Below are 26446 nucleotides of genomic sequence, written 5' to 3'. Positions count from 1 at the left end.
GTGACTGCACCTGCAAAGAACAAAGCCGACTTCTGGTTCGACCCCCTCTGCCCGTTCGCCTGGGTCACATCCCGCTGGATCGGCGAGGTGGAAGCCGTCCGCGATATCGAGACGGAGTGGCACGTCATGAGCCTCGCCGTCCTGAATGAGGGACGCGACCTGGAGCCGGCCTACCGGGAGTCCATGGACAACGCTTGGGGCATGGTCCGCGTGATCATCGCCGCCCGGGAAGAGCATGGCCCGCAGGTCATCAAGCCGCTTTACGACGCCATGGGCACGCTGATCCACAACCAGGGCGAAAAGGACCGGGCACAGGTCATCACCAAGGCCCTGGCTGAGTGCGGGCTGCCCGCCTCCCTGGCAGATGCCGGCACCACCGACGCATATGACACCCAGCTGCGGGCCAGCCATGAGGAAGGCATCTCGCTGGTGGGCCAGGACGTAGGCACGCCCGTGGTCGCGTTCAACGGAACCGCGTTCTTCGGGCCTGTGCTGACCCGCATTCCCCGCGGCGAGGAAGCCGGCAGGATCTGGGATGCCACCACCGCCATCGCCGCCTACCCGCACTTCTTCGAGCTGAAGCGCAGCCGCACGGAGAGCCCGGAATTCGACTGATCGCCCACTCGCCGCTCGCGGGTGACCTACCAAGGGCCCGGCAGAACTACCACCGTGTAGTTCTGCCAGGGCCCTTGTGCATGCCATGGGGCAGGAGAAGAATGTTTCTTACCCACTTCGAAAGAAGCGGGACGCAGGAACCAAAGATCCAGTGATATGTAATTTGACGCAGCCATCGGCAAAGTTGAATGCAAGCTACCAGTGACGGTGTAGCAAGACCTGGAGTTCAGAGGATCTTGCCAGACCATCGAGATAACGTCACAAGATGGCCGAAAGTCGAAGCCCCACCAACGGCAAAACGCTGATGGGGCTTCCCCTTTGCCCGGAAATGGAGCTTGCTGGATCCGGACGGTTGTCAGGCCTTGGCGGGTTCGTCGCTCGGAGCGAGGTCCACGTCAGTCACCGCAAGGTCCCCGTCGCCCACCACCAGGGTGATCTCCCGCGCGTTGGACGCCGCCTTCAGATCGGCCAGTCCCGCCTGCAGTTGGGCAGTCAGGGCCTCCGGTGCCGTGATGGTTGCGGAAAGGACCTCCGTCCGCTGCTTAACCTTCGCCTCGGACTTGGCTTTGCGGACACCGCTGAGGGCCACGCCCACGGTTGCCAGCATGGTGGTGTCCCCGCCCGGGATCTCCAGCACAGCCGGCCAGGCGGCCCGGTGCACCGACCCCTTGCGCCACCAGCTCCAGACTTCCTCCGTTGCGAAGGGCAGGAACGGCGCGAAGAGCCGCAGCAGGGTGTCCAGGGTGGTGGCCAGGGCAGCCAGCACGGACGCCTGTTCGGCTTCGCCGGCCGCTCCATAGGCGCGGTCCTTGATCAGTTCCACGTAGTCGTCCGTGAACTGCCAAAAGAACGTCTCGGTGAGCTGCAGGGCGCGGGCGTAGTCGTAGTTGTCGAACGCCTTGGTGGACTGGGTAACGACGTCGGCCAGCTGGGCCAGCAGCGCCCGGTCCAAGGGGTTGGCCAGGACGGAGAGGTCGCCGCCAAGCACCGAGTTCTCGGTGGCGCCCAGGTTCAGCACGAACTTGGAGGCATTGAGCAGCTTGATGGCCAGGCGGCGGCCGATCTTCATCTGCGCGATCTCGTAGGCGGTGTCTGCGCCAAGCCGGGCCGAGGCAGCCCAGTAGCGGACCGCGTCCGAGCCGTACTCGTTCAGCACATCGGTGGGGACCACCACGTTGCCCTTGGACTTGGACATCTTCTTCCGGTCCGGGTCCAGGATCCAGCCGGAGATGGCCGCGTGCTTCCACGGCGCGCAGTCCTGCAGGGCATCGGCGCGCACCACCGAGGAGAAGAGCCAGGTCCGGATGATGTCGTGGCCCTGGGGGCGGAGATCGAACGGGTAGACCTTGGCGAACAGGTCCTCGTCACGGCTCCAGCCGCCCACGATCTGCGGGGTCAGCGAGGAAGTGGCCCACGTGTCCAGGACGTCGGCGTCGCCCGTGAAGCCGTTGGGCTGGTCGCGCTGTGCCTCCTCGAAGCCGGGGGCAGCGTCCGCTGCGGGATCAACGGGCAGCATCGCGTCGGAGGGCAGGATGGGGTTGTCATACTCCGGGTTGCCCTGTGCGTCGAGCGGGTACCACACGGGGATCGGCACACCAAAGAACCGCTGGCGGGAAACCAGCCAGTCACCGTTCAGGCCGGCAATCCAGTTCTCGTAGCGGGAGCGCATGAAGGACGGGTGGAAGTCGATGTCCTTGCCCCGGCCGATCAGGCGTTGGCGGCGGTCCTCGTCACGGCCGCCGTTGCGGATGTACCACTGGCGGGAGGTGACCACTTCCAGGGGCTTGTCGCCCTTCTCGAAGAAGTTCACCGGGTGGGTGATCTTCTTGGGCTCACCGTCCAGCAGGTCCGCTTCCTTGAGCAGTTCCACCACGGCTTCCTTGGCGGAGAAGGCGGTCTTGCCGGCGATCGCGGCGTACGCTTCCTTGCCGGCGTCGCTGGTGATCCATTCGGGGGTCTCGGCGGTGATCCGGCCGTCGCGGCCCATGATGGCGCGGGTGGGAAGCTGGAGTTCACGCCACCAGGTGACGTCGGTCAGGTCGCCGAAGGTGCAGACCATGGCGATGCCGGAGCCCTTGTCAGCCTTGGCCAGCGGGTGGGCCTTGACCTCGAGCTCGACGTCGAACAGCGGGGACTTCACAGTCTTGCCGAACAACGGCTGGTACCGCTCGTCGTCGGGGTTTGCCACAAGTGCGGCGCAGGCAGCGAGCAGTTCGGGGCGTGTGGTCTCGATGAAGATCTTGTCCCCGTCCCCGGTGAAGAAGGGGTACCGGTAGTAGGCGCCGGGAACCTCGCGGTCCTCAAGCTCGGCCTGCGCCACCGCCGTGCGGAACGTGACGTCCCACAGCGTGGGCGCTTCGGCCATGTAGGCGTCGCCGGCGGCCAGGTTGGCCAGGAAGGCGCGCTGGGACACAGCGCGGGAGGTGTCGTCGATGGTGCGGTAGGTCAGGTCCCAGTCGACCGACAGGCCCAGGGTCTGGAACAGGTTTTCGAAGACCTTCTCGTCCTCAACAGCGAGTTCCTCGCAGAGCTCGATGAAGTTCTGGCGTGACACGACGTCAAAATCGCGCTGGTTCTTGGCCGGCTGGGCGGGCGGCTGGTAGTCGGCGTTGTAGGGAATGGCGGGATCGCAGCGGACGCCGTAGTAGTTCTGCACACGGCGTTCCGTGGGGAGGCCGTTGTCGTCCCAGCCCATGGGGTAGAAGACGTTCTTGCCGGTCATGCGCATGTAGCGCGCCTGGACATCAGTCTGGGTGAAGGAGAACATGTGGCCCACATGCAGGGATCCCGACGCGGTGGGCGGGGGAGTGTCGATCGAGTAGACCTGCTCCCGCGTGGTGTCGGGGTTGAACTTGTAGGTTCCCTCGGCCAGCCAGCGCTGGGTGAGCGCCGTTTCGAGGCCCTCGAGGGCCGGCTTGTCCGGAACGTTAATGGGGGCGGTGGTGGGCGTGTCTGTACCCTGCGTGTGTTCAGCCATTGGGCAATTCTTTCATGCCTGCTTCCATCCCACCCAACCCGTCCCGCCACGGCGGATGTGAAGGCGGGTAGCATGCGGCGTATGGTCCAACGGCACGGCACTTTCCGCATCAAGCGCATCTACGATCCACCGGCGGACGACGACGGCTTCCGGGTGCTGGTGGACCGGCTCTGGCCGCGGGGGCTGCCCAGGGAGGACGCGGCCATCGACCTCTGGCTCAAGGACGTGGCCCCGTCCGCAGGGTTGCGCAAGGACTTCAACCACCGCCCCGAACGGTTCGCCGAATTCAGCGAACGCTACCGGCTGGAACTGGATTCAAATCCCGCGGTGGAGACGCTGCTGGAACTTGCCGCCGGCCACCCCAGTGTCACCCTGCTTTACGCTGCCCGTAACACCGGCGCGAACCACGCCCTTGTCCTGCTTGATTACCTCCGGGGACGTCCTGCCGCCTGATCCCGTTAGGGTGGTGCCATGACGAAGGACTTGCAGAAAAAGGCAGCACTTGTGACCGGCGCGAGCAGCGGAATCGGGGAAGCGGCAGTACGCGCGCTGCGCGCTGACGGGTGGACGGTCTTCGCCGTGGCACGCCGCGCCGAACGCCTCGCGTCCCTCGAAAGCGAAACGGGCGCCGTCGCGCTTCCTGCCGACATTGCAGAGGACGACGACGTGTCCCGGCTCCTGGCGCAGGTCACCGGCGCCGGCGGCATCGATACCCTCATCAACATCGCCGGCGGCGCCCGGGGCGCCGACAGGGTTGGTGACGCCAGTACGGCTGACTGGGAATGGATGTACCAGGTCAATGTCCTGGGCACCATGAAGCTCACCCGCGCCTTCCTGCCCATGCTGCGGGCCACCGGCGAAGGAACCGTGCTGAACCTCACCTCCACCGCCGGGCTGGACGCATACGAGGGCGGCGGCGGCTACAACGCCGCGAAGTTCGCCCAGCATGCCATGACCAAGGCGCTCCGGCTTGAAGAGGTGGAGAACAACGTCCGCGTCATCGAGGTGGCACCAGGCCTGGTGCAGACCGAGGAATTCGCCCTGAACCGCCTGGGGGACGCGCAGGCGGCGGACAAGGTCTACCAGGGCGTTGAAAAGCCGCTGACCGCAGAGGACGTTGCCGACGTGGTCCGCTACGCCGTCACGGTTCCGCACCACGTCAACCTGGACCAGATCGTCATCCGGCCGGTGGCGCAGGCCGCCACTCACAAGCTCATCAGGAAGGCCTGAGTCCCCAAGGAAGGGCTAGGGGACCTGGATGTTCAGGGTTGCCGCGACGGCGGCATGGTCCGTACCGCCAACCCGGTGGACCGAGTAACCCGAACTGCTGATGTCCGGGCTGGTCACCAGGTGGTCCAGCGTGATGCCCGGCAGCCGGTACCCACGCATCGGCCAGGTAGGTACCAGCCTGCTGCCAAGGGCAGCGGCCACGTCCACCAGGGGACGTTTGCCGCCCTGTCCGGACAACAGCCCACGGAATTCCTGATGGTCATAGGTGGCGTTGAAGTCGCCCGCCAGCAAGAGGGGACCGGAACCGTTGTCTGCCCTGGCCACTGCGGCCAGGTCGCTGCGCCATTGATCGCGGCCGTCCCCCGCCGGGGCCAGGGCATGGACGGCCACCACCCGCAGGCTGGTTCCGTTGCCGTCGTCGAGGTCAAGGCGCGCCACCGGCATGGCGAACCGGGTATCCGGAAGTACTCCGCTTGCTGTCAGCTTGTATGAGGAGTAGATGGCGGAGCCGCCGGCTCGCTCCCTGGCATTGGCAACGCGGTGGGGGAGCAGTCCGTCCAGTCCCGCCGCCGTCAGTTTTCCCGCCAGGTCAGGCGTGTACTCCTCAACCGCCAGCAGGTCCACCTGCAGCTCACGGACCAGCGCCACGATCTCGCCGGCATTTGCGCCGCCCAACTCCGCATTGATGCTCATGGCAACCAGGGAGGCGGACGTGCCGGCGGCCTCGGCGGCAGGTTCCCGGATGTCCAGCGGGAAAAGCCAGAATGCCTGGCAGCCCGCCAGGACTGCGGCCAGGACCTGCTGCCAGCGGCTCCGCCCGGCAAAGGCCAGGAACAGGGCAGCAGCGGCGGGCACCGCGAGCCACGGCATGAAGGCCACCAGCTGGACACCCAGCACAGGCCAGTCGGAAGGAACCGCCCGGACCGTTGACACCGCCGCCACCGGCAGGGCAACAGGAATGAACAGCCACCTGCATACTGTCGCCGCACGCCGCCGGCCGGGGGGACCTCCGGAAGCTGTCATGACGCGAGTCTAGGCAAAGCGGCCTGGCGGCGTCAGCCCCGGACTGGCCCGGTTCGCTGAGGAGCGCCCGCACACTTGGAATGGCACTGGACCCTGCGGCGATAGTAGACTCTGGAGTGGCTATGACCCGGCAATCACCGGTGAGCTTCCGGAAGAACGCGCGGCCGCGCCATGAAGGGCGGTGGGTGTCAGTAGAACCGGACGGGTAAGCCCGTCACAGCAGTAATGAGAGGCCGGAGCCAGCGGCCGTTCCCCAGGGAACACGCAGCGCCGGTAAGTGAGGTGGTACCGCGGTCAAGTGCAGTCTTCGGACGGCACGGCAGCCGTCCTCGCATCCTGAACGGAACGTCCGGCCCTGCCGGGAGTTCACCCACGCTCAACCCAGGATGTCGAAAATGACGTTTTACCCCAAGGCCTCAGCCTCCAGTACCTCTTCCAACGGCAGCAGCGCCGGTGTTTCCGCCTCCGTGAAGTTTCCGGAGATCGAAGAGCGCATCCTGAAGTACTGGGACCAGGACGGCACTTTCCAGGCCAGCATTGACCAGCGCAGCGCGGACGCTCCGGGCGGGGAGCCGGGAAGCAACGAGTTCGTCTTTTACGACGGCCCGCCCTTCGCCAACGGCCTGCCGCACTACGGCCATCTCCTCACCGGCTACGCCAAGGACCTGGTGGGCCGCTACCAGACCCAGCGGGGCAAGCGCGTGGAGCGCCGCTTCGGCTGGGACACCCACGGCCTGCCTGCCGAGCTGGAGGCCATGAAGCAGCTGGGGATGACGGACAAGACGCAGATCGAGGCCATGGGCATCGACAAATTCAACGACGCCTGCCGCGCCTCGGTGATGAAGTACGCCGATGAATGGCGCAGCTACGTCACCCGCCAGGCGCGTTGGGTGGACTTCGACAACGACTACAAGACCCTCAACGTTGAGTACATGGAGTCGGTCCTCTGGGCGTTCAAGCAGCTGCACGACAAGGGCCTGACGTACAACGGCTACCGGGTGCTGCCGTACTGCTGGAAGGACGAGACCCCGCTGTCCAACCATGAGCTGCGCATGGACGACGACGTCTACAAGAACCGCCAGGACCGGACCGTCACCGTCACGTTCCCCATCCTCGCCGGGGCGTCGGAACTGTCCAGGGAGCTTGCCGGCGTGCAGGCGCTCGCCTGGACCACCACCCCCTGGACGTTGCCCACCAACGCCGCGCTCGCCGTCGGGCCTTCCATCGCCTACGCCGTACTGCCGGCCGGACCCAACGGCGTCAAGGCGGCCACGGCCGACGCGCCCGTCACGGGCAGTTTCCTGCTCGCGGCGGACCTGCTGGGCAGCTACGCCAAGGACCTCGGCTACGACAGCTTTGAAGATGCGGAAGCTGCGGTGGTGTCCACCCACACAGGTGCTGAACTGGAAGGGCTTGAATACCAGCGGCTTTGGGACGACTTCGCCGACAACGAGAAGTACGGCATGGAGAACGCCTGGCGCTTCGTGGTGGCCGACTACGTCACCACCACCGACGGAACCGGCATCGTCCACCAGGCGCCGGCCTACGGCGAAGACGACCAGAAAGTCTGCGAAGAGGCAGGCATCCCGGTGGTGCTCTCCGTGGACGAAGGCGCCAAATTCCTGCCGTTGTTCAAGCACGGCGACCTCCATGACATCGTGGGCCTGCAGGTCTTCGAGGCCAACAAGCCCATCACCCAGGTGCTCCGCGCCCAGGGACGGCTGGTCCGGCAGGCCAGCTACGAGCACAGCTACCCGCACTGCTGGCGCTGCCGCAATCCGTTGATCTACCGTGCGGTGTCCTCCTGGTATGTGGAGGTCACCAAGTTCAAGGACCGGATGTCCGAACTGAACCAGGAGATCAACTGGATCCCCGGCAACGTCAAGGACGGCCAGTTCGGCAAGTGGCTGGAAAACGCCCGCGACTGGTCCATCAGCCGCAACCGGTTCTGGGGCAGCCCCATCCCCGTATGGCAGTCAACGGACCCCGAATACCCGCGCACCGACGTCTACGGCTCCCTGGCCGAGATCGAGGCGGACTTTGGCCGGCTGCCGCTGAACGAGGACGGCGAAGTGGACCTCCACCGCCCCTTCATCGACGAACTCACCCGGCCCAACCCGGACGATCCGCGCACCCCTGAAGAGGGTCAGTCCGTCATGCGCCGCGTGGAGGACGTGCTGGACGTCTGGTTCGACTCCGGCTCCATGCCCTACGGCCAGGTGCACTACCCGTTCGAAAACGAGGCCTGGTTCAACACCCACAACCCGGCGGACTTCATCGTGGAGTACATCGGCCAGACCCGCGGCTGGTTCTACATGCTGCACATCCTTTCCACCGCGCTGTTTGACCGGCCCGCGTTCCGCAACGTCATCAGCCATGGCATCGTGCTGGGGTCCGACGGCCAGAAGATGTCCAAGAGCCTGCGCAACTACCCGGACGTCTCCGAGGTCCTGGACCGCGACGGCTCCGACGCCATGCGCTGGTTCCTCATGTCCAGCCCCATCCTCCGGGGCGGCAACCTGATCGTCACCGAGCAGGGCATCCGCGACGGCGTGCGCCAGGTCATCCTGCCGCTCTGGAACGTATACAGCTTCTTCACCCTGTACACGAACGCCGCGAACGATGGCGCCGGCTATGACGCAAAGCTCCGCTACGAGGGCTACCGGGACACCCTGGACCAGTACCTGCTGGCCAACACCGGCGACCTGGTGCGCAACATGACGGCGCAGCTGGACACCTATGACATCTCCGGCGCCTGCGACTCCCTGCGCAGCTACCTGGACATGCTCACCAACTGGTACGTCCGCCGCAGCCGCCAGCGGTTCTTCGACGAGGACCAGGATGCCTTCGACGCACTGTTCACCGCGCTGGAGACCGTCACCCGTGCGGCGGCATCGCTGCTGCCGCTGGTCTCGGAGGAAATCTGGCGCGGCCTGACCGGTGACCGGTCCGTGCACCTTGCCGACTGGCCGGACGCGGACCTCTTCCCCGCGAATCCGTCCCTGGTGGAAGCCATGGACCGGGTCCAGCAGATCTGCTCCACCGGTTCCTCGCTCCGCAAAGCAGCCAACCTGCGGGTCCGGCTGCCGCTGCAGGAGCTGACTGTCGTGGCACCCGGCGCGGACGCCCTGCAGGGGTTCGCAGCCGTCGTCGCCGATGAACTGAACCTCCGTTCCGTCCGCCTGCTGGACGCCGCCACCGCTTCTCCGGAGGAGTTCGGGATCCAGCAGAAGCTGGTGGTCAATGCCCGCGCTGCCGGGCCGCGCCTGGGCAAGAACGTCCAGGTTGCCATCAAGGGGGCCAAGTCAGGGGACTGGTCCGTGGACGACGGCGTGGTCACCTCCGGAGGCCTTCAGCTGGAACCCCAGGAGTACACGCTGGAGACAGTGGTGGCCGAGTCCGAGGGCGCTTCGGCAGCTGTTGCCGTACTGCCCGGCGGCGGATTCGTCGTCCTGAACACGGAAGTCACCCCCGAACTTGAGGCCGAAGGGCTGGCACGCGACATGGTCCGCGCCATCCAGCAGGCCCGCAAGGACGCCGGGCTCAACGTCAGCGACCGGATCCGCACCACGGTCACCGCACCGCAGAACGTGGTGGATGCGCTGCTGGCCAACGCCGAACTGGTCAAGGGCGAGACCCTCACCGTTGACCTCACCGCAGAACCGGGCACAGTGTCCGAACCCGCCGTCGCGGTTGAAAAAGTGGAGGCCTAGGACATGAGTGACGAATTTTCCGTGGAGAGCGTCTACGCCGAACTGCTGGGACGGGCGCCGGAAAACAAGATGGAGCCCCGCCTGGCGCCGTTGTTCCGCGCCATGGACGTGCTGGGTGAGCCCAACAAGGCCTTCCCGATCATCCACGTGACCGGAACCAACGGCAAGACGTCCACGTCCCGGATGATCGAATCGGTGCTCCGCGCCCACGGCCTGAGCACCGGACGCTATACCAGCCCGCACCTGTCCAAGGTCACGGAGCGGATCAGCATTGACGGCCATCCGGTATCCGACGAGACGTTCGTCAGGATCTGGGACGAGATCAGGCCCTACCTGCAGATCGTGGATTCCGAGCTCGAAGCCGAGGGGCAGCCGCGCCTGACCTACTTCGAGTGCCTCACCATCCTGGGCTTCGCCATCTTCGCTGACCAGCCCGTCAACGTGGCCATCATCGAGGTGGGTTTGGGCGGCATCACCGACGCCACCAATGTGGGGGACGGTCAGGTGTCGGTAGTCACGCCGATCTCGCTGGACCACACCGACCTCCTGGGGGACACCACCGGGGACATCGCCCACGAAAAGGCCGGCATCATCAAGCCCGGCGGCTACCTCATCAGCGCTGCCCAGCCCCTCGATGCGGCCCAGGTGCTGCTGGAGAAGGCCAAGGAGGTGGGCGTTCCGTTCCGCTTCGAGGGCGTGGAGTTCGGCGTCGAGTCGCGGACGGTGGCTGTTGGAGGGCAGGTGGTGACCATCCAGGGCATCGCCGGCCGCTACCCGGACCTCATGGTGCCGCTGCACGGCGCGCACCAGGCGCAAAACGCTGCCGTGGCGGTGGCCGCTTTGGAGGCGTTCTTCGGCGGTGAGAAGGAACTCGACCTCGAAGTGCTGCAGGAAGGCTTCGCGGAGGTAACGTCGCCCGGCCGCCTGGAGGTGGTCCGGACCGCACCCACCATCATCGTGGACGCGGCCCACAATCCCGACGGCATCAAGGCCTCAGCCGCGGCACTGCAGGAAGCATTCACCTTCACCAGGCTGGTTCCGGTGGTTGGTGTCCTCAAGGAGAAGGACGCCGAGGAGATCCTGCGTGAAATCAGGGAATCGCTGGGGGAAATGGCGGTGGAGTACTGCTTCACCCAGTCCAACTCTCCGCGGGCGGTTCCGGCTGCGGAGCTTGCCGAGCTGGCGATCGACCTGGGATTCGGTGAGGACAACGTGCATGTCGCCGAAAAGCTGGATGATGCGCTCGAATGGGCCGTGGAACGTGCCGAAGCCAATGACGACCTTTCCGGCGGCGTCCTGGTCACGGGTTCCATCACCCTGGTGGCAGAGGCGCGGATCCTGCTCGGAAAAACGGAGGCGTGACCGTGGCCAGGCTGACCAAAGCGCAGCGCGAGTGGCGACCCGGCATGCCAAAGAAGCGCCGGTCCACCAAGGTGATGTTCGCCTCCACCGTGCTGCTCCTGGAAGCGTTCGTCATGTTCTTCGCCACCCTGGTGGTGTTCGGCCTGCGCCGCGGAGAGTTCCCGCCGGCCCTGATCCTGGGCGTGGGCATTGCCCTCAGCGTGGTCATGATCTTCGCCTGCGCGGTCCTCAACAAGCCCTGGGGGATCGGCCTGGGATGGATCCTGCAACTGGTCCTGATCCTCACCGGCATCTTCGAGCCCGCCATGTTCCTGGTAGGCGCGCTCTTCGCGGTGGCGTGGTGGTACGGAATCCGGACCGGCATCCGGCTGGACCGGGAGGCCGCGCAGCGCGCCCGCGAACAGGCAGAATGGGAAGCCGCCCATCCGGACGGGGCCGCTGGTCCCGCCCAGCCGCAATCCCCTTAACCCCATCCCCCTAGACTTATCCCGAAACCCCACCAACGCATTGGAGCAGTTGTGACTACAGAGCGCACCCTCGTCCTGATCAAGCCCGACGGCGTCGCCCGTAACCTGACCGGCGCCATCCTGGCCCGGATCGAAGCCAAGGGCTACAGCCTTGTTGAACTGAAGAAGGTTGACGCCACCCGTGAGCTGCTGGAGCAGCACTACGAGGAGCACGTGGGCAAGCCGTTCTACGAGCCGCTGGTGGAGTTCATGCTCAGCGGTCCCGTTGTGGCGGCCATCTTCGAAGGCCATCGCGTGATTGAAGGCTTCCGGTCACTGGCCGGTACCACGGACCCCACGACGGCGGCACCGGGCACCATCCGCGGCGACTTCGGCCGGGACTGGGGCCTGAAGGTCCAGCAGAACCTGGTGCACGGCTCCGATTCCACCGACTCCGCCGAGCGCGAGATCAAGATCTGGTTCCAGGGCTGACCCACCGGGATGACAGATAAGGCCAATGTTCTTCGCGAACATTGGCCTTATCTGTCATTCGGCGTCGTCTAGAAGCCGGAGGTTCCCGCAAAGACCTGGATGAACGCGAAGAAGATGGTGGCGACGACGGCCACGTACAGCAGCGCCGTGATGATCCAGCCGGAGTCCCCCAGGACCCGGGCTGCCCCTGCGGGCATCGGAATCACCCCTGCGGTGATGTTCCTGATGGTGGTCCACACGAAGAGCGGAATCATGGCCGCCCAGACGATCATGCAGAACGGGCACAGGATGTGGATGGAGTACAGCGCCTGCGACCACAGCCACACCACGAACGCGAAGCCGAGCGTGACGCCCACCTGCAGCCCCACCCAGTACCACCGGGCGAAGGTGGCACCTGACAGCAAGGCCATGCCCACGGTGATGGTGATGGCGAAGGCGACTATGCCTATAAACATGTTGGGGAAACCGAACAGGGAACTCTGCCATGTCTGCATGACCTGGCCACAGGAGATCCAGGGGTTCACGTCACATACTGTGGTGTGGTTGGGGTCCTTGAGCACTTCGAGCTTTTCCAGGACCAGGGTTCCGGAGGCCAGCCAGCCCACGATTCCGGTGATGACCAAAAGCCAGCCGAAGGGCCGGTTCCGGACCATCCGCGGAACGCCTGCGGCAGCAGTGGTCTGCGAGTTTGTGGCCCTTTCCTGCTCGTGGGCGCTGACGGGGGAGATGCTGGGCATGGGTGTGGCGTCCTTTTCGTCCGGTGCTCCTGTGCCTGATTGTAACGCCGCAGGCTGGAGCCACCACACAGCAACAAGATCAGCAACCCCTGCTTCCGCGGCGATCCGGTCCGGATGTGAGAGAATGAACGTGGCTGGAAGCCGATCCACATTCGGACTCCGGTCCGGTGGTATGTTCCCAAGACCGCCAATGATGGGCAGGGCAGGCTTCGGATTCTTCCGGCACTCCCGCCACTCCATTGGGCGGCACCTGGTTGTGGCACGCAGAACAACGGGTTTTTCAGAACATCCACCGGCTCCCACGGGCTGCCGCACCCCACTGACGGTGCGAACCTGGGAGTATCCATTTGACTTCTGTCAACGCCTGCGGGTTTTGACAATATGTGCCCCAATGGGTGCCGGATGTGGCGGTACGTCAGGGGCAGGAGTGCTGCCACATATGGACAATGATCAGGAACTGGCCGTTAACGAAGATGCAGCGGCTGCCGCTGCCGCACCCAAGAGGGCCGTACGCACCCGGCGCAAAGCGGTTCCAAGGACCGACGACGCGGTGACGGAGGCAGTGGCCACGGCGCCGGAGGCCGCTGCCCCCGAAGCAAGCGGCGACTCGCCGGCGGAGGAAGTCGCAGCGCCCACGGCGCCGGCGCGCCGCACACGCGCCCGGAGGAAAGCGGACACCGCCGAACCCTTGCCGGCCTTCGCTGATGAAGCAGAAGCGGCAGCACCCGCCGGCGCCCCGGCACCCGACACTGCGGCAGTGGAACCGGCCGTAACCGGTGAAAGCCCCGCCGCAGTCCCGGCCACTGCCGCCACGGCAGACGCCGAAACCAAGCCCGTTCGCCGCCGTCGGGTAGCCACCCGCAAGGCTGCCTCCCCCGCCGCCGCGACTGTCCCCGAAAACGGGGCAGTGGACGCTGCAGGTACAGAATCAGTGGCTCCGGAAGCCGCAGCCCAGGTTGCCGCGCCGGAAGAGGCTGCAATGCAGGAAGACGTTGCAGTGCAGGAGCAGGTCGCCGGGCAGGAAGCTGTTGCCGCCCCCGGGCAGACCCAGGAGCCCGCTGTGGCGCCGGCCCCGGAAGCTTCCGGCACCCGCGAGCCTGCCAAGGAAACCCCGGCCCGGGACAAGGGCGAGTCCGCACCCGCCGCGGCTGCCAGCCCCTTTGGTTCCCTTTTCCTGGAACCTGCATCGCCCACGTCCGTGCTCTTCCAGGCGCCGGACCTCAGCACCGTGGTCCGTCCCGCAGCGCCCGCCGTCGAGGAGCCTGAAGAGGAAGAAACCGAAGACGGCGACGATTCCTCCGGCCGCCGCCGGCGCCGCAGCCGGGGCCGCAGGGGCCGCAGCCGCATCGGCGACAGTGCCGACCAGGACATCGAGGGCGGCAGCGCCGAGGCTGACGCCGAGGACGACGCCGACGAGGACAACGCCGTGCAGCTGGAGGACGGTGTCACGTCCCGCCGCCGTCGCCGCCGCCGCCGCGGGGACCAGGACCTTGAACTCACCGGCGGCGGGGATGACGACCCGCCCAACACGGTGACGAGGGTCCGTGCGCCCCGTGCGGTCAGCGAAGCGCCCGTGAACAACCGCGTCACCAGTGTCAAGGGCTCCACCCGCCTGGAAGCCAAGAAGCAGCGCCGCCGCGAGTCACGCGATACCGGCCGCCGCCGCACCGTGATCACCGAAGCTGAATTCCTGGCGCGCCGGGAATCCGTGGACCGGCAAATGATCGTCCGCCAGCGCGACGACAGAATCCAGATCGCTGTCCTCGAAGACGGTGTCCTGGCCGAGCACTTCGTGTCCAAGACCCAGCAGGACTCCCTGATCGGCAACGTCTACCTGGGCAAGGTCCAGAACGTCCTGCCGTCCATGGAAGCTGCCTTCGTGGACATCGGGCGCGGCCGCAACGCCGTGCTCTACGCCGGCGAGGTGAACTGGGAGGCCGTCAACCTGGAGGGCAAGCAGCGCCGCATCGAGAACGCGCTCAAGTCCGGCGACACCGTCCTGGTCCAGGTGACAAAGGACCCGGTGGGACACAAGGGCGCGCGCCTGACCAGCCAGATCTCGCTGCCCGGCCGCTACCTCGTGTTCGTTCCCGGCGGCTCCATGACCGGCATTTCACGGAAACTGCCCGACGTCGAACGCAACCGCCTCAAGCGGATCCTCAAGGACCGCCTCCCGGAGCAGGCGGGCGTGATTGTCCGCACCGCCGCGGAAGGCGCTTCCGAGGAAGAGCTGACGCATGACATCAACCGGCTGCGTGCCCAGTGGGAGGGCATCGAAAGCCAGTCGAAGTCGACCAAGATCCTCGCCCCGGAGCTGCTCTACGGCGAACCTGACCTGACCATCAAGGTGGTCCGCGACGTCTTCAATGAGGATTTCTCCAAGCTGATCGTTTCCGGCGAGGAGGCCTGGGACACCATCGAGGCCTACGTCACCTACGTGGCCCCGGACCTGGTGGGCCGGCTCGAAAAGTGGACCAAGGACCAGGACATCTTCAGCGCCTGGCGGATCGACGAACAGATCCACAAGGCCCTGGAGCGGAAGGTCTTCCTGCCGTCCGGCGGCTCCCTGGTGATTGACCGCACCGAAGCCATGACCGTGGTGGACGTCAACACCGGCAAGTTCACCGGCAGCGGCGGCAACCTCGAAGAAACAGTCACCAAGAACAACCTGGAAGCCGCAGAGGAAGTAGTGCGGCAGCTCCGCCTCCGCGACATCGGCGGCATCATCGTCATCGACTTCATCGACATGGTCCTCGAATCGAACCGCGATCTTGTCCTGCGCCGGATGGTGGAGTGCCTGGGCCGGGACCGCACCAAGCACCAGGTTGCCGAAGTCACGTCACTCGGACTGGTCCAGATGACCCGCAAGCGGATGGGCACCGGCCTCCTCGAAGTCTTCGGTGAGCAGTGCGAGGCCTGCGCCGGCCGCGGCGTGGTCACCCACGATGACCCCGTGGAACACCGCCGGGCCACTATTGTCGCCGCTGAGCACCACGTGCAGCGTTCCGACAACCGCCCGGAACCGCGCGCCGAGAACCACCGCGCCGAGGCCCAGCGCGCCGACAGCACCCAGCCCGGCGTCCGTCCTGACCGGAAGCGCCGCCGCGGCCGCGGCGGCCAGCAGCCGGACATTGCCCCGGCAGCTGCCGTGCACGTGCACACCGTCCAGCCGGACCCTGCCGACGCCGAGCGGCACGCCAAGGCAGAGGCCACCCGGCTTGCCCTGGCGAACATTGCGGCTGCCGCCCACGCCGCCCACCTGCATGACGATGAGGTGGCGGCAACCCGGCAGGCGCCGCAGGCCGAGCCCGCACCGGCTCCCGCAGAGGAGAAGCACGACGCCGATTCCCACGCACGCCCCGCAGCTGTCCTGACCTTCGGCGGCGAGGAAGTCCCGCTTCCGTTCGTGGAGCACGCCGAGGAGCAGCACCCCAAGCCCGCCCTCACCCTGGACCGGCTGGCGGAAGCGTTCGCCCACCTCGGCAAGCAGGCTTCCCCCATGGAGGATGCGCCCGCCAAAGCCGCAGAATCGGTGAAGGCAGCCGAACCGGCAGTGCCCCAACAGCAGACCGGCGGGGGAGCCGCAACCCGCGCCACCGCGGAAGCGCCGGCGGAAAAGGACTACTCCGACCACACCCTGGAGCAGTCCCGGCAACGCAGGCCGCGGCGCCACCGCGCTGCCAGCCGTGCCCAGGGCGCAGCCAACGAGACAGCTGTCCAGCACCACGAGAACGTCCAGTCGACGGGTGCAGGGCATTCACACGCAGCCAAGGCGCCCGACACCGCCAAGGCACAGGACACCGCCAAGACGGCAAACGAACCCATCATCCTCGGTGTCGGGGTCCCGGCCTCTGAGCTCTAAGCCAGGGCGGGACCAACGCCACCAAGGAAGTCCCCGCCATGTAGTCCATTCCCCTCAGAATCCCCGGGGGAATGGACCACAAGGCGGGGACTTCCTGCATGAGCAGGTGCTGTCACCTTTCCGCCGAGTGGGCCCCAGCAGCTACGCTGGACAGCGACACGGGGTGCCGCGCAGAAGGCCGGCTGAGATCCAGACCCGTTGAACCTGTCCGGCTAGTACCGGCGAAGGGATGTCTCTTGTCTTCGACCCTTTCCATGCCCCTGCCAACCGCGTCCGCTGTTCCCTCCGGGGTTCCCGCGGGCCGTGACGTCCCGCGAGTCCTCTCCATCGCCGGTTCCGATCCGTCCGGCGGAGCAGGGATCCAGGCGGACCTCAAAAGCATTGCCGCCCATGGCGGATACGGCATGGCGGCGATTACCGCCCTCACGGCGCAGAACACCCGCGGCGTGCAGGCCGTCCACGTCCCTCCCGCCGCGTTCCTGGCCCAGCAGCTGGACGCCGTCAGTGCGGACATCAGCATCGACGCCGTCAAGATCGGCATGCTGGGTGACGAATCGGTGATCCGCACTGTGCGCCAGTGGCTCGAAAAGGTCCGTCCCGCCGTCGTAGTCCTTGACCCCGTGATGGTGGCCACCAGTGGCGACCGGCTGCTGCAGGAATCGGCCGAAGCTACGCTCCGGGAACTGCTGCCGCTTGCCCACCTCATCACCCCCAACCTGCCCGAGCTCGCGCTGCTGCTCGACATGGAGCCGGCTGAAAACTGGGATGCCGCGCTGGACCAGGGCAGGCGGCTGGCGGATGCCACCGGAGCCACCGTGCTGGTCAAGGGCGGCCACCTGGCAGGCCTGGACTGCCCGGACGCGCTGGTGAACACCGCGGGCCTCCTCGGACAGGAGGTGGTGGAAGTGCAGGGGAAGCGCATTTCGACGCGCAACAGCCACGGCACCGGATGTTCCCTGTCCTCCGCCATGGCAACAGTGCAGGCCCGCTTGGGCGACTGGGAGGCCTCGCTGCGGACCGTGAAGCCCTGGCTGGCCGGCGCACTTGAGAACTCCGGCCAGCTGGAGGTGGGCCAGGGGAACGGACCCGTGCACCACTTCCACCACGTGCGGCCGGTCCTGGCGGAAGGCAGCTTCGCTGCCCGGCTGTGGGCCGAAGCCCGGCGGGACCTCGACGACATCTACGCGCTGGACTTCATCGGCGGACTGGCCTCGGGCGATCTTTCCGAGAAGGACTTTGCCTATTACCTGGCGCAGGATGCCCTTTACCTGAATGGCTATTCCCGCGTGCTGGCACGGGCCAGTGCCCTTGCTCCCTCGGAGGCCGAGCAGCTGTTCTGGGCGCGGTCCGCGCAGCAGTGCCTTGAGGTGGAATCGGAACTTCACCGCTCGTGGCTCAGCACCCGCCCGGCCCCGAACGGGCTGGGCCCCGTCACCAAGTCCTACGTGGACCATCTCACCGCAGCGTCGGCGTCGGGCAGCTACGCGGTCCTCGCCGCCGCCGTCCTGCCCTGTTTCTGGCTCTACGCAGAGGTCGGCGCCACGCTGCACGCCCGGTTCCTTGCTTCCGGCGAACCGGACGGGCACGCCTACGCGGACTGGCTCCGCACCTACGCAGATGAAGCCTTTGCCGAAGCCACGCGCCAGGCCATCGCTATCGTGGATGCGGCCGGACGGCAGGCTTCCGACCATGAGAAGGCCGCGATGGTGACGGCGTTCAAGCAGTCCTGCCGGCTCGAAGTGGACTTCTTCGACGCGCCGCGCCTGCACTCCTGAACCAGGGCCGGCGGGTGTCCCGGTACTATGGTGGGGCATGGTGCGGACGCCGGGCCTGAGCTGTGGTACCTATCACAGCAACCCGCCGGGAACCAGCCTCATTTGCGGCCGGAGACAAAATTAGCGTAATCTAGATCTTCGGTGCTTACGCCAACACTTGGGTTATGACCCCACGGCGTTGAGGCACAGCGAGAAACCAGGCTTTTGATAGTCGGTTCCGCACGCAAATTTAGTTATAAACGTCGAGAGAAGTGAGTTCCCAAGTGGTGTACGCGATTGTCCGCGCAGGCGGCCGCCAAGAGAAGGTTTCCGTCGGAGACTTCGTTACCCTGAACCGCGTCGCCGGTGGAGCCGGCAGCACCATTGAGCTGCCCGCACTGCTCCTGGTTGACGGTGACAAGGTCACCTCCGCCGCCGCCGACCTGGCCAAGGTAACTGTTACGGCTGAAATCCTCCAGGACCTGCGTGGTCCTAAGATTGTCATCCAGAAGTTCAAGAACAAGACCGGTTACAAGAAGCGCCAGGGTCACCGCCAGGAACTGACCAAGGTCAAGATCACCGGTATCCAGTAACCTTCGTTACTGTTCAGGTTTTTCAGCAGATTCCCCAGAATTTAGAGGCAGGCATTTCAGATGGCACATAAAAAGGGCGCGAGCTCCACTCGCAACGGTCGTGATTCCAACGCTCAGTACCTCGGCGTCAAGCGCTTCGGCGGCCAGGTAGTTTCCGCAGGCGAGATCATCGTCCGCCAGCGCGGCACCCACTTCCACCCGGGCGCCGGCGTTGGCCGTGGCGGCGACGACACCTTGTTCGCACTGACCCCGGGCGCCGTTGAATTCGGCACCCGCCGCGGTCGTCGCGTGGTCAACATCGTTGCTGCTGCAGCTGCAGAGTAACAACCAGTTCTGAAGCGGTGGAGCGGGCCTGAGGGTCCGCTCCACTGTTCTTTTAACCGCATTACAATCGATGTGGCGTCCCGGGGGCGCCAGGTATACAGCTTCTGAGGAGATCCACGTGGCCAGCTTTGTAGACCGGGTAGTACTGCACGTATCCGGCGGTAACGGCGGCAACGGGTGCGTCTCCGTCCACCGTGAGAAGTTCAAGCCCCTGGGCGGTCCCGACGGCGGTGACGGCGGCAACGGCGGCGACGTGATCCTTCGCGTGGACCACCAGACCACCACGCTCCTTGACTACCACCACGCGCCCCACCGCCACGCCACCAACGGCGGGCCGGGCATGGGCGACTGGCGCGGCGGCAAGAACGGCGAGACCCTCATCCTCCCCGTCCCGGACGGCACCGTGGTCAAGTCCAAGGACGGCACCGTGCTGGCGGACCTTGTCGGTGAAGGCGCGGAGTACGTGGCAGCCGCCGGCGGAATCGGAGGCCTGGGCAACGCTGCTCTTTCATCGCAGAAACGGCGCGCTCCCGGCTTCGCCCTGCTCGGTATCGAAGGCGAATCCAGCGATATCGTGCTGGAACTCAAGTCAATCGCCGACATCGCGCTGGTGGGCTTCCCGTCCGCCGGCAAGTCCAGCCTCATCGCTGCGATGTCCGCCGCCCGGCCCAAGATCGCTGACTACCCGTTCACCACGCTGATCCCCAACCTGGGCGTCGTCCAGGCCGGGGATGTCCGCTTTACCATCGCCGACGTCCCGGGCCTCATCGAGGGCGCCAGTGAGGGCAAGGGCCTGGGCCACAACTTCCTGCGCCACGTCGAACGCTGTGCCGCGCTGGTCCACGTGCTTGACTGCGGCACGCTGGAGTCGGACCGCGACCCGCTCTCGGACCTGGCCATCATCGAGGGTGAACTGGAAAAGTACGCCGTCGATATGAGCTATGCCGGGCAGGACGGCGACGTGGTTCCGCTGAACCACCGTCCCCGCCTGGTGGCTTTGAACAAGGTGGACCTGCCCGACGGCAAGGACATGGCCGAATTCGTGCGCCCGGAACTCGAATCGCGCGGCTACCGCGTCTTCGAAGTGTCCGCCACCAGCCATGAGGGCCTGCGCCAGCTGGGCTTCGCCATGGCAGAGATCGTCAAGGCAGCCCGCGACGCCGTCGCTGCCGCCCCGCCCAAGGTCCAGCCTGCGGTACTGCGCCCACGCGCCGTCAATGAAGCCGGCTTCAAGATCCGCCGCGAGGAAAAGAACCTGGAGCCGCTGTTCCGCGTCATGGGCGAAAAGCCGGAGCGCTGGGTCAAGCAGACGGATTTCACCAACGAGGAAGCCATCGGCTACCTCGCGGACCGGCTCGCCAAGCTCGGCGTGGAGACCGAACTCTTCAAGCAGGGCGCCAAGCCCGGCGACACAGTGGTCATCGGCGGGGACGACGGCGTCGTGTTCGACTGGGAGCCCACCATGATGGCAGGCGCTGAACTCCTGGCGTCGCCGCGCGGCACCGACGTGCGGTTCGCCGATATTGGTGACCGCCCCACCCGCACCCAGAAGCGCGAGGAGCAGCAGGAGCGCCGGGATGCAAAGGCCGCCGCCCGCGCCGAACTTGAGGCGGAGCGGAAAGCCGGTATCTGGACCGAATCCGTCAGCGGCCGCCGCGCCGTGCAGCCCCTGAAGGAGCGCGGACTGGAAGCGGACGATGACCTCTAGGGGCATGACTGTGGAGCCTGCTGGGCGCGCCTCCGACAGGAGCGCGCTGGCGGGTGCCCGCCGGATCGTCGTAAAGGTGGGGTCCTCCTCGCTGACGAGCATCAAGGGCGGCATTTCGGAGGAGTCCCTGACCGCCCTGGCAGACGCGCTGGCGGCCAAACGCAATGCGGGCGCCGAGATCATCCTGGTGTCCTCGGGCGCCATCGCCGCCGGACTGGCCCCGCTGGGACTCGCCAAGCGGCCCCGCGACCTCGCCACCCAGCAGGCGGCAGCCAGCGTGGGCCAGGGGCTGCTGATGGCCCGGTACACGCAGGCCTTCGGTGCGCACGGCGTCACCGTCAGCCAGGTCCTGCTCACGGCCGAGGACTTGATGCGCCGCAGCCAGCACACGAACGCCCTCCGCGCCATGGACCGCCTGCTGAACCTGGGCGTGGTCCCCGTCGTTAACGAGAACGACACCGTGGCCACCCACGAAATCCGTTTTGGTGACAACGACCGGCTTGCGGCACTGGTGGCGCACCTGGTGCGCGCCGATGCACTGGTGCTGCTGTCCGACGTCGACTCCCTGTATGACGGGCCCCCCGCCCAGGGTGCCAGGCGCATCCCCCTGGTCACCGGCGCGCACGACCTTGAAGGGGTTTCCATCGGCAAAGCGGGCAAGGCCGGCGTGGGCACCGGCGGAATGATGACCAAAGTGGAAGCTGCCAGCATGGCGGCCGGTTCGGGGATCCATGCCCTGGTGACCTCCACGTCCAACGCCGCCGCGGCCCTGAACGGCGAGGACGTCGGAACGTGGTTCTCCGTCAACGGTTCCCGCAAGCCGGTCCGGCTCCTGTGGCTGGCCCACGTTGCCTCGGTGCAGGGCCGCCTTGTCCTGGACGAAGGGGCGGTGCGCGCCGTACGGCATCACCGCACCTCCCTGCTGCCGGCGGGTATTTCTGCCGTGCAGGGGGACTTTGAAGCGGGCGACGCCGTGGAGCTGGCGGGGGCCGACGGCACCGTTGTGGCCCGCGGCCTGGTGAACTACTCGTCGGAGGAGCTGCCCCGCATGCTGGGGCGTTCCACCCGGGAGCTGGGCGAGGAAATGGGAAGCGGCTATGACCGCGAAGTTGTTCATGTTGACGACCTGGTGCTGGTCTGAGTCCAGGCCTCGCCTAAACTTGGATCATGACTGAAGCCCTGACCCATACTGCTGAAACCACCGGAACCACTGCTGCGCAGGCGCAGCCGGGTCCCGCGGCAGAACCGGGATCAGCTGGGGCGCCGCTTTCCGCTGCAGAAGTTGAAGCGGCAGTCCACGCCATCGCTGACCGGTCCCGCCACGCCGCCCGCCGGATGGCCACCGCCAACCGGGCCTGGAAGGACCGTGCCCTCCGCGCCGTCGGGGCCGCCCTGCAGGAGAGTGCCCCGGCCATCCTCACGGCCAACGCCATGGACGTGGACAAGGGCAAGGCCAACGGCACATCCAAGGCGCTCCTGGACCGCCTCACGCTTACCGAAACACGCATTTCCGGGCTGGTGGCCGCCCTTGAAAACCTGGCCAACCTCCCGGATCCTGTGGGCAACGTAGTCCGCGGCCAGACCCTTCCCAACGGGCTCCGCCTCCGCCAGGTCAACGTGCCCATGGGCGTGGTGGCAGCCATCTACGAGGCAAGGCCCAACGTCACGGTGGACATCGCGGGGCTGGCGCTCAAGAGCGGCAACGCCGTCATCCTGCGCGGCGGCAGTGCCGCCGAGGCCACCAACCAGGTCCTGGTGCGGGTGCTGCGCGAGGCGCTCGAATCCGTTGGCCTGCCCGCTGATGCCGTCCAGACCGTGGACCAGTTCGGCCGCGCCGGAGCCAACGTGCTGATGAAGGCCCGGGGCCGGGTGGACGTGCTGATTCCCCGCGGCGGCCGGGACCTGATCCAGACCGTGGTCACCAACTCCGCGGTGCCCGTCATCGAGACGGGGGAGGGGAACGTCCACATCTTCATCGACGAGTCCGCTGACGAAAACATGGCCGTGGAGATCCTGCTCAACGCCAAAACCCAGCGCCCCAGTGTCTGCAACACGGTGGAGACACTGCTGGTCCACTCGGGCTCTACCGTCCTGCCCTCCGTCGCCGCCGCCCTGCGCGCCGCCGGCGTCCGCCTGCACGTCGACGAACGCATCAGCGCCGCACTGCCCGGGATCGAGACCCAGCCGGCCACGGATGTGGACTGGGGAACCGAATACATGGACCTGGACCTCGCCGTGGCCATGGTGGACACCCTCGACGAAGCCGTCGAGCACATCCGTGCCTGGTCCACCGGGCACACCGAAGCCATCCTCACCAACAGCCTTGCCAACGCCGAACGGTTCATCGCGGAGGTGGATTCCGCGGCGGTGATCGTCAACGCTTCCACGCGGTTTACCGACGGCGGGGAACTCGGCCTTGGTGCCGAGGTGGGCATTTCCACCCAGAAGCTGCACGCCCGCGGCCCCATGGGCCTGACCGAGCTCACCACCACCAAGTGGATCGTCCAGGGCGAAGGCCAGGTCCGCGGGTAGCAACGCGGTAACATAGACCAGAACCCGGAAAGCAGCGGAAGGTTCCGTTGCCCGTAAATCCTTGAACATAGGGGAGAAAATGCTGCTCCAGCAGATTGCCACGTCCGTCGCCGCCGCAGGCGAAGAAGGCCATGAGGAGCTTGCCCCGCTGTGGGCCGAGCCTTGGGTCTTTGGCGTATCCATGTTCGCCATCCTGCTGGTGCTGATGTTCATCGCCTGGTCCTACAACAACCTGGGCAACCGGCACGCCGCCACGGACGAGCACGCGGACCCGCACCGCCAGCACCCCAATAAGCACGATCGCGGGCAGGGCCACTAAGATTTCCCACAACCTGCGCCGCAATGGTGCCCGGGGGAGGCTGCGGCTGGGCGTGATGGGCGGAACATTCGATCCCATCCACCACGGCCACCTTGTCGCAGCCAGCGAAGTCGCGGCGGAATTCGACCTCGACGAGGTGGTCTTCGTTCCCACCGGGCAGCCATGGCAGAAGTCCCATAAACAGGTCAGCGAGCCCGAGCACCGCTACCTGATGACCGTCATCGCCACGGCGTCCAATCCGCGCTTCACCGTCAGCCGTGTGGACGTTGACCGTCCGGGTCCCACCTACACCATCGACACCCTCCGCGACCTCCGGGCCCAGCGCCCCGACGCCGACCTTTTCTTCATCACCGGCGCGGACGCCCTGGCCCAGATTTTGTCCTGGAAGGACATCGACGAACTGTGGTCGCTGGCCCACTTCGTGGGCGTGACGCGACCCGGACACGTCCTTGACGGCATGGGACGCGACGACGTCAGCCTCCTGGAAGTTCCGGCCATGGCCATTTCGTCCAGCGACTGCCGTGCCCGCGTGGCGGCGAACAACCCGGTCTGGTACCTGGTCCCGGACGGGGTGGTCCAGTACATCGCCAAGTACGGCCTGTATTCGGACCCGCCCGCAACCACGGATGAACCAGCTTCCAAAGCACGCGAACCAGCCAGTACTGAATGAGTTCACAATGAGTCAGGAACAGCCCCCAATCCGCAGCCGCCGGGAACTCCGGAAGGCCAGGGATGCCCAGCAGGCCACCCTGCCCGCCGCTGGGCAGCGCCCGCCTGCCGCGGACCGGCCGGCCGGTCCCGCATCAGCGCCGGCAGGGCAGGATGCGACGGCCAACTTCCGCTCCGCAGGCACCGCCTCGCCCGTACGGCCCTCCGCAGCAGGCCAGGCTGCCGCAGAACAGAGCGCCACCCAGCGTTCCTCCCAGATCCGGGCCCGCGATCGGGCCGCGCTCCGCACCATCAAGGAGCTCGAGGAAAAGGAAGGCCAGCTTGCTGCTGGCGGTCCGCCCACCCGGCGACAGTTGCGGCTGCAGCAACTCAAAGAGCAAGCGCTGACCGCCGCCAACCCCATAGTGCCGCCCCCTGCCGCCCCGGCACCTGCGGTGACGCCCGCGCGGAATGCCGCTGCACCGCCAAAGACAGCCAGCCCGGGAAAAACTGGCGGCCCAGCAAAGACCGACGGCCCCGAAAAGCCTGGCGGCCCAGCAAAGACCGACGGCCCCGCGGCGTCGGACGCTACAGCCGCCGCTGACAGTCAGGCACCGGCTTCCGGAAGCGTCCCGGAAGGGATGACGGTGGAACAGGCCCTGGAAGCGCGCGCGCTGATTGCGGCCCAGGCCAGGAACCAGATCGCCAAAATGGAGCACATTGCCTCCATGGATCCGGAAGCCGTGGATCCAGAGATCCTCGCTGAGCAGATTGCCCTGGCCGAACGGGCCGCGGTGCTCAACCGCAGGGCCATGGCCCGGCAGAAACTTGCCGAACAGGCCGGCAACCCTGCAGGACCGGTCAGAGATGCGTCTCCTAAGGATGCCGTTCCCAAGGAGGCAGGGCCCAAGGATGCCGCGCCAAAGGACAAACCCGGCCCCTCCACCGCCAGCAACCTGGCGATGGTGACACCGCTTGAGTTCGTCCAGGTGCCCGGCGTCGAACGTCCGGTGATGAAGCCGCCGGCAACCTCGCATGTCCCGGTCACCACCAGGCCCGGCAGCAAGGTTCCGGGTAAACGGAAACCGGCTTCCCGTCCCAAGGCGCCCGCGCCTGATTCGGCCGCAGGCCGGTCCCAAGTGATTGCCCGTGCTGAGGCGGCGGCAAAAGCAGCCAGCCGTCCCAAACGGGTATCCATTCCGGAAAACCACGCAGAGAACCAACCGGAGGATCTCTTCGAGGACCTTCCCCGCGTTCCTGCCCGCTCCGCTTATGGCCTCGACCCCCTGGATGCCGCGACTGCCGGCCTCACAAGGGCCCGGCGGAACCGGATCCTCCAGTTCTGCATCCTCGCGTTCGGGATCCTGGCCCTCGTTGCCGGCATCATCCTGATCGTCAGCGGCATGTCCCGCTGACCCGCACCGGCACTAACACTTAACCAAACAAGGAGTCCCGTGACTGCAACAGAATCGTCCATCGCCATAGCCCGCACGGCCGCCAAAGCGGCCGCCGACAAGATCGCGCAGGACATCGTCGCCATGGACGTGAGCGAACGACTGGCCCTGGCCGACGTCTTCCTGATCGCGTCCGCGCCCAGCGAACGCCAGGTCAACGCCATCGTCGACGGTATTGAGGAAGAACTCGCCAAACAGGACCTGCGTCCGGTGCGGCGCGAGGGCCGCTCCGGCGGCCGGTGGGTCCTGCTGGATTACGCCGACGTTGTCATCCACGTCCAGCATGAGGAGGACCGCGTGTTCTACGCCCTGGAGCGGCTCTGGAAGGACTGCCCCGTGGTGGATCTGCAGCTTGGCGACGACGCATCCGCCAAAGCCGGAGCAATCGCCGACACCGAGTAGGCGCCGCAACCTGACGGTGTGCAGAAAGTGAATATTCCCGATTTGGAATTTTCGGAATTGCTGTTCTAAGATATTTGAGTTGCTTCGGGGGAGACCCTGAAGAAAGCTTCTCGGAGCAGCAACAATCCGGGGCTGTGGCGCAGCTGGTAGCGCACCTGCATGGCATGCAGGGGGTCAGGGGTTCGAGTCCCCTCAGCTCCACCGGCCAGTCCGCCGGAACCATCATGGTTCCGGCGGACTTTTTCGTTTCCGGCT

The 26446-nt window shown here is 66.4% G+C and carries 21 protein-coding genes, 1 tRNA gene and 1 riboswitch; of the genes, 19 read left to right on the top strand and 3 right to left on the bottom strand.

Features of this window, described 5'->3' with window-relative positions; genetic code table 11:
* The gene (locus FBY33_RS16540; RefSeq protein WP_142031486.1) at positions 1-615 is read left to right on the top strand and encodes a mycothiol-dependent nitroreductase Rv2466c family protein; all 615 of its coding nucleotides are present in this window, start codon (positions 1-3) and stop codon (positions 613-615) included.
* Positions 616-970: 355 nt separating this feature from the next.
* Here FBY33_RS16540 and valS read toward each other — a convergent pair whose 3' ends face one another.
* Positions 971-3592: a valine--tRNA ligase gene (gene valS / locus FBY33_RS16535; protein WP_142031485.1), complete on the bottom strand. Its 2622-nt coding sequence runs from the start codon at positions 3590-3592 to the stop codon at positions 971-973.
* 72 nt (positions 3593-3664) lie between these two features.
* Here valS and FBY33_RS16530 point away from each other — a divergent pair, with 72 nt between their 5' ends.
* Together FBY33_RS16530 and FBY33_RS16525 are read left to right on the top strand one after the other, a co-directional pair.
* Entirely contained in the window at positions 3665-4045 is a 381-nt protein-coding gene (locus FBY33_RS16530) for a DUF488 domain-containing protein (RefSeq protein WP_142031484.1), read from the top strand.
* Positions 4046-4063: 18 nt separating this feature from the next.
* Positions 4064-4822 (top strand): SDR family oxidoreductase, encoded by a 759-nt coding sequence (locus FBY33_RS16525; protein WP_142031483.1) that lies wholly within the window; start codon positions 4064-4066, stop codon positions 4820-4822.
* Between the two features lie 15 nt (positions 4823-4837).
* Here FBY33_RS16525 and FBY33_RS16520 read toward each other — a convergent pair whose 3' ends face one another.
* Positions 4838-5845 (bottom strand): endonuclease/exonuclease/phosphatase family protein, encoded by a 1008-nt coding sequence (locus FBY33_RS16520; RefSeq protein WP_142031482.1) that lies wholly within the window; start codon positions 5843-5845, stop codon positions 4838-4840.
* 395 nt (positions 5846-6240) lie between these two features.
* Between FBY33_RS16520 and ileS the strand changes: the two genes are divergently transcribed.
* The 4 genes from ileS to ndk are packed head-to-tail and all read left to right on the top strand — an operon-like array spanning position 6241 to position 11858.
* Positions 6241-9558 carry an isoleucine--tRNA ligase gene (ileS, locus tag FBY33_RS16515; protein WP_142031481.1) on the top strand — a complete coding sequence of 1106 codons (3318 nt, stop codon included), beginning with the start codon at positions 6241-6243 and terminating at the stop codon, positions 9556-9558.
* Positions 9559-9561: 3 nt separating this feature from the next.
* Entirely contained in the window at positions 9562-10920 is a 1359-nt protein-coding gene (locus FBY33_RS16510; protein ID WP_142031480.1) for a bifunctional folylpolyglutamate synthase/dihydrofolate synthase, read from the top strand.
* 2 nt (positions 10921-10922) lie between these two features.
* Positions 10923-11387, top strand: coding sequence for a DUF4233 domain-containing protein (locus tag FBY33_RS16505; RefSeq protein ID WP_056336835.1), 465 nt, complete (start codon positions 10923-10925; stop codon positions 11385-11387).
* Positions 11388-11438: 51 nt separating this feature from the next.
* Entirely contained in the window at positions 11439-11858 is a 420-nt protein-coding gene (gene ndk, locus FBY33_RS16500) for a nucleoside-diphosphate kinase (RefSeq protein WP_018769466.1), read from the top strand.
* Positions 11859-11926: 68 nt separating this feature from the next.
* Here ndk and FBY33_RS16495 read toward each other — a convergent pair whose 3' ends face one another.
* Complete coding sequence (locus FBY33_RS16495) at positions 11927-12595, bottom strand: vitamin K epoxide reductase family protein (RefSeq protein WP_142031479.1); 669 nt, start codon at positions 12593-12595, stop codon at positions 11927-11929.
* Between the two features lie 439 nt (positions 12596-13034).
* On the opposite strand from FBY33_RS16495, the gene FBY33_RS16490 reads away from it, so the two are divergent.
* From FBY33_RS16490 to FBY33_RS16435, 12 genes are all read left to right on the top strand, one after another.
* Positions 13035-16457, top strand: a complete 3423-nt coding sequence (locus FBY33_RS16490) for an Rne/Rng family ribonuclease (RefSeq protein WP_142031478.1) — start codon at positions 13035-13037, stop codon at positions 16455-16457.
* Positions 16458-16606: 149 nt separating this feature from the next.
* A riboswitch (TPP riboswitch) is annotated at positions 16607-16704 on the top strand.
* A 7-nt stretch (positions 16705-16711) separates the two neighbouring features.
* On the top strand, positions 16712-18232 hold the full coding sequence (gene thiD, locus FBY33_RS16485) for a bifunctional hydroxymethylpyrimidine kinase/phosphomethylpyrimidine kinase (protein WP_142032967.1): 1521 nt from the start codon (positions 16712-16714) through the stop codon (positions 18230-18232).
* Between the two features lie 263 nt (positions 18233-18495).
* Complete coding sequence (gene rplU / locus FBY33_RS16480) at positions 18496-18804, top strand: 50S ribosomal protein L21 (protein WP_079596325.1); 309 nt, start codon at positions 18496-18498, stop codon at positions 18802-18804.
* A 60-nt stretch (positions 18805-18864) separates the two neighbouring features.
* Complete coding sequence (gene rpmA, locus FBY33_RS16475; RefSeq protein ID WP_009372867.1) at positions 18865-19128, top strand: 50S ribosomal protein L27; 264 nt, start codon at positions 18865-18867, stop codon at positions 19126-19128.
* Positions 19129-19246: 118 nt separating this feature from the next.
* The gene (gene obgE, locus FBY33_RS16470; RefSeq protein WP_142031477.1) at positions 19247-20836 is read left to right on the top strand and encodes a GTPase ObgE; all 1590 of its coding nucleotides are present in this window, start codon (positions 19247-19249) and stop codon (positions 20834-20836) included.
* Between the two features lie 4 nt (positions 20837-20840).
* Positions 20841-21977: a glutamate 5-kinase gene (gene proB, locus FBY33_RS16465; protein WP_235010601.1), complete on the top strand. Its 1137-nt coding sequence runs from the start codon at positions 20841-20843 to the stop codon at positions 21975-21977.
* Positions 21978-22003: 26 nt separating this feature from the next.
* Positions 22004-23368 (top strand): glutamate-5-semialdehyde dehydrogenase, encoded by a 1365-nt coding sequence (locus FBY33_RS16460; RefSeq protein ID WP_142031475.1) that lies wholly within the window; start codon positions 22004-22006, stop codon positions 23366-23368.
* Between the two features lie 79 nt (positions 23369-23447).
* Positions 23448-23687, top strand: a complete 240-nt coding sequence (locus tag FBY33_RS16455) for a hypothetical protein (RefSeq protein ID WP_142031474.1) — start codon at positions 23448-23450, stop codon at positions 23685-23687.
* A gap of 55 nt (positions 23688-23742) precedes the next feature.
* The gene (gene nadD / locus FBY33_RS16450) at positions 23743-24357 is read left to right on the top strand and encodes a nicotinate-nucleotide adenylyltransferase (RefSeq protein ID WP_200830595.1); all 615 of its coding nucleotides are present in this window, start codon (positions 23743-23745) and stop codon (positions 24355-24357) included.
* Positions 24358-24364: 7 nt separating this feature from the next.
* Positions 24365-25750 (top strand): hypothetical protein, encoded by a 1386-nt coding sequence (locus FBY33_RS16445; protein ID WP_142031472.1) that lies wholly within the window; start codon positions 24365-24367, stop codon positions 25748-25750.
* Between the two features lie 39 nt (positions 25751-25789).
* Complete coding sequence (rsfS, locus tag FBY33_RS16440; protein ID WP_056336274.1) at positions 25790-26191, top strand: ribosome silencing factor; 402 nt, start codon at positions 25790-25792, stop codon at positions 26189-26191.
* Between the two features lie 128 nt (positions 26192-26319).
* Positions 26320-26392: transfer RNA gene (locus FBY33_RS16435), tRNA-Ala, on the top strand.
* Positions 26393-26446: the final 54 nt, after the last annotated feature.

Origin of the sequence: Arthrobacter sp. SLBN-112, from assembly GCF_006715225.1 — a bacterium.
GTDB lineage: Bacteria > Actinomycetota > Actinomycetes > Actinomycetales > Micrococcaceae > Arthrobacter.
Note: the sequence above shows the minus strand (reverse complement) of the source record. Positions and strands in the feature narration are given on the sequence as shown.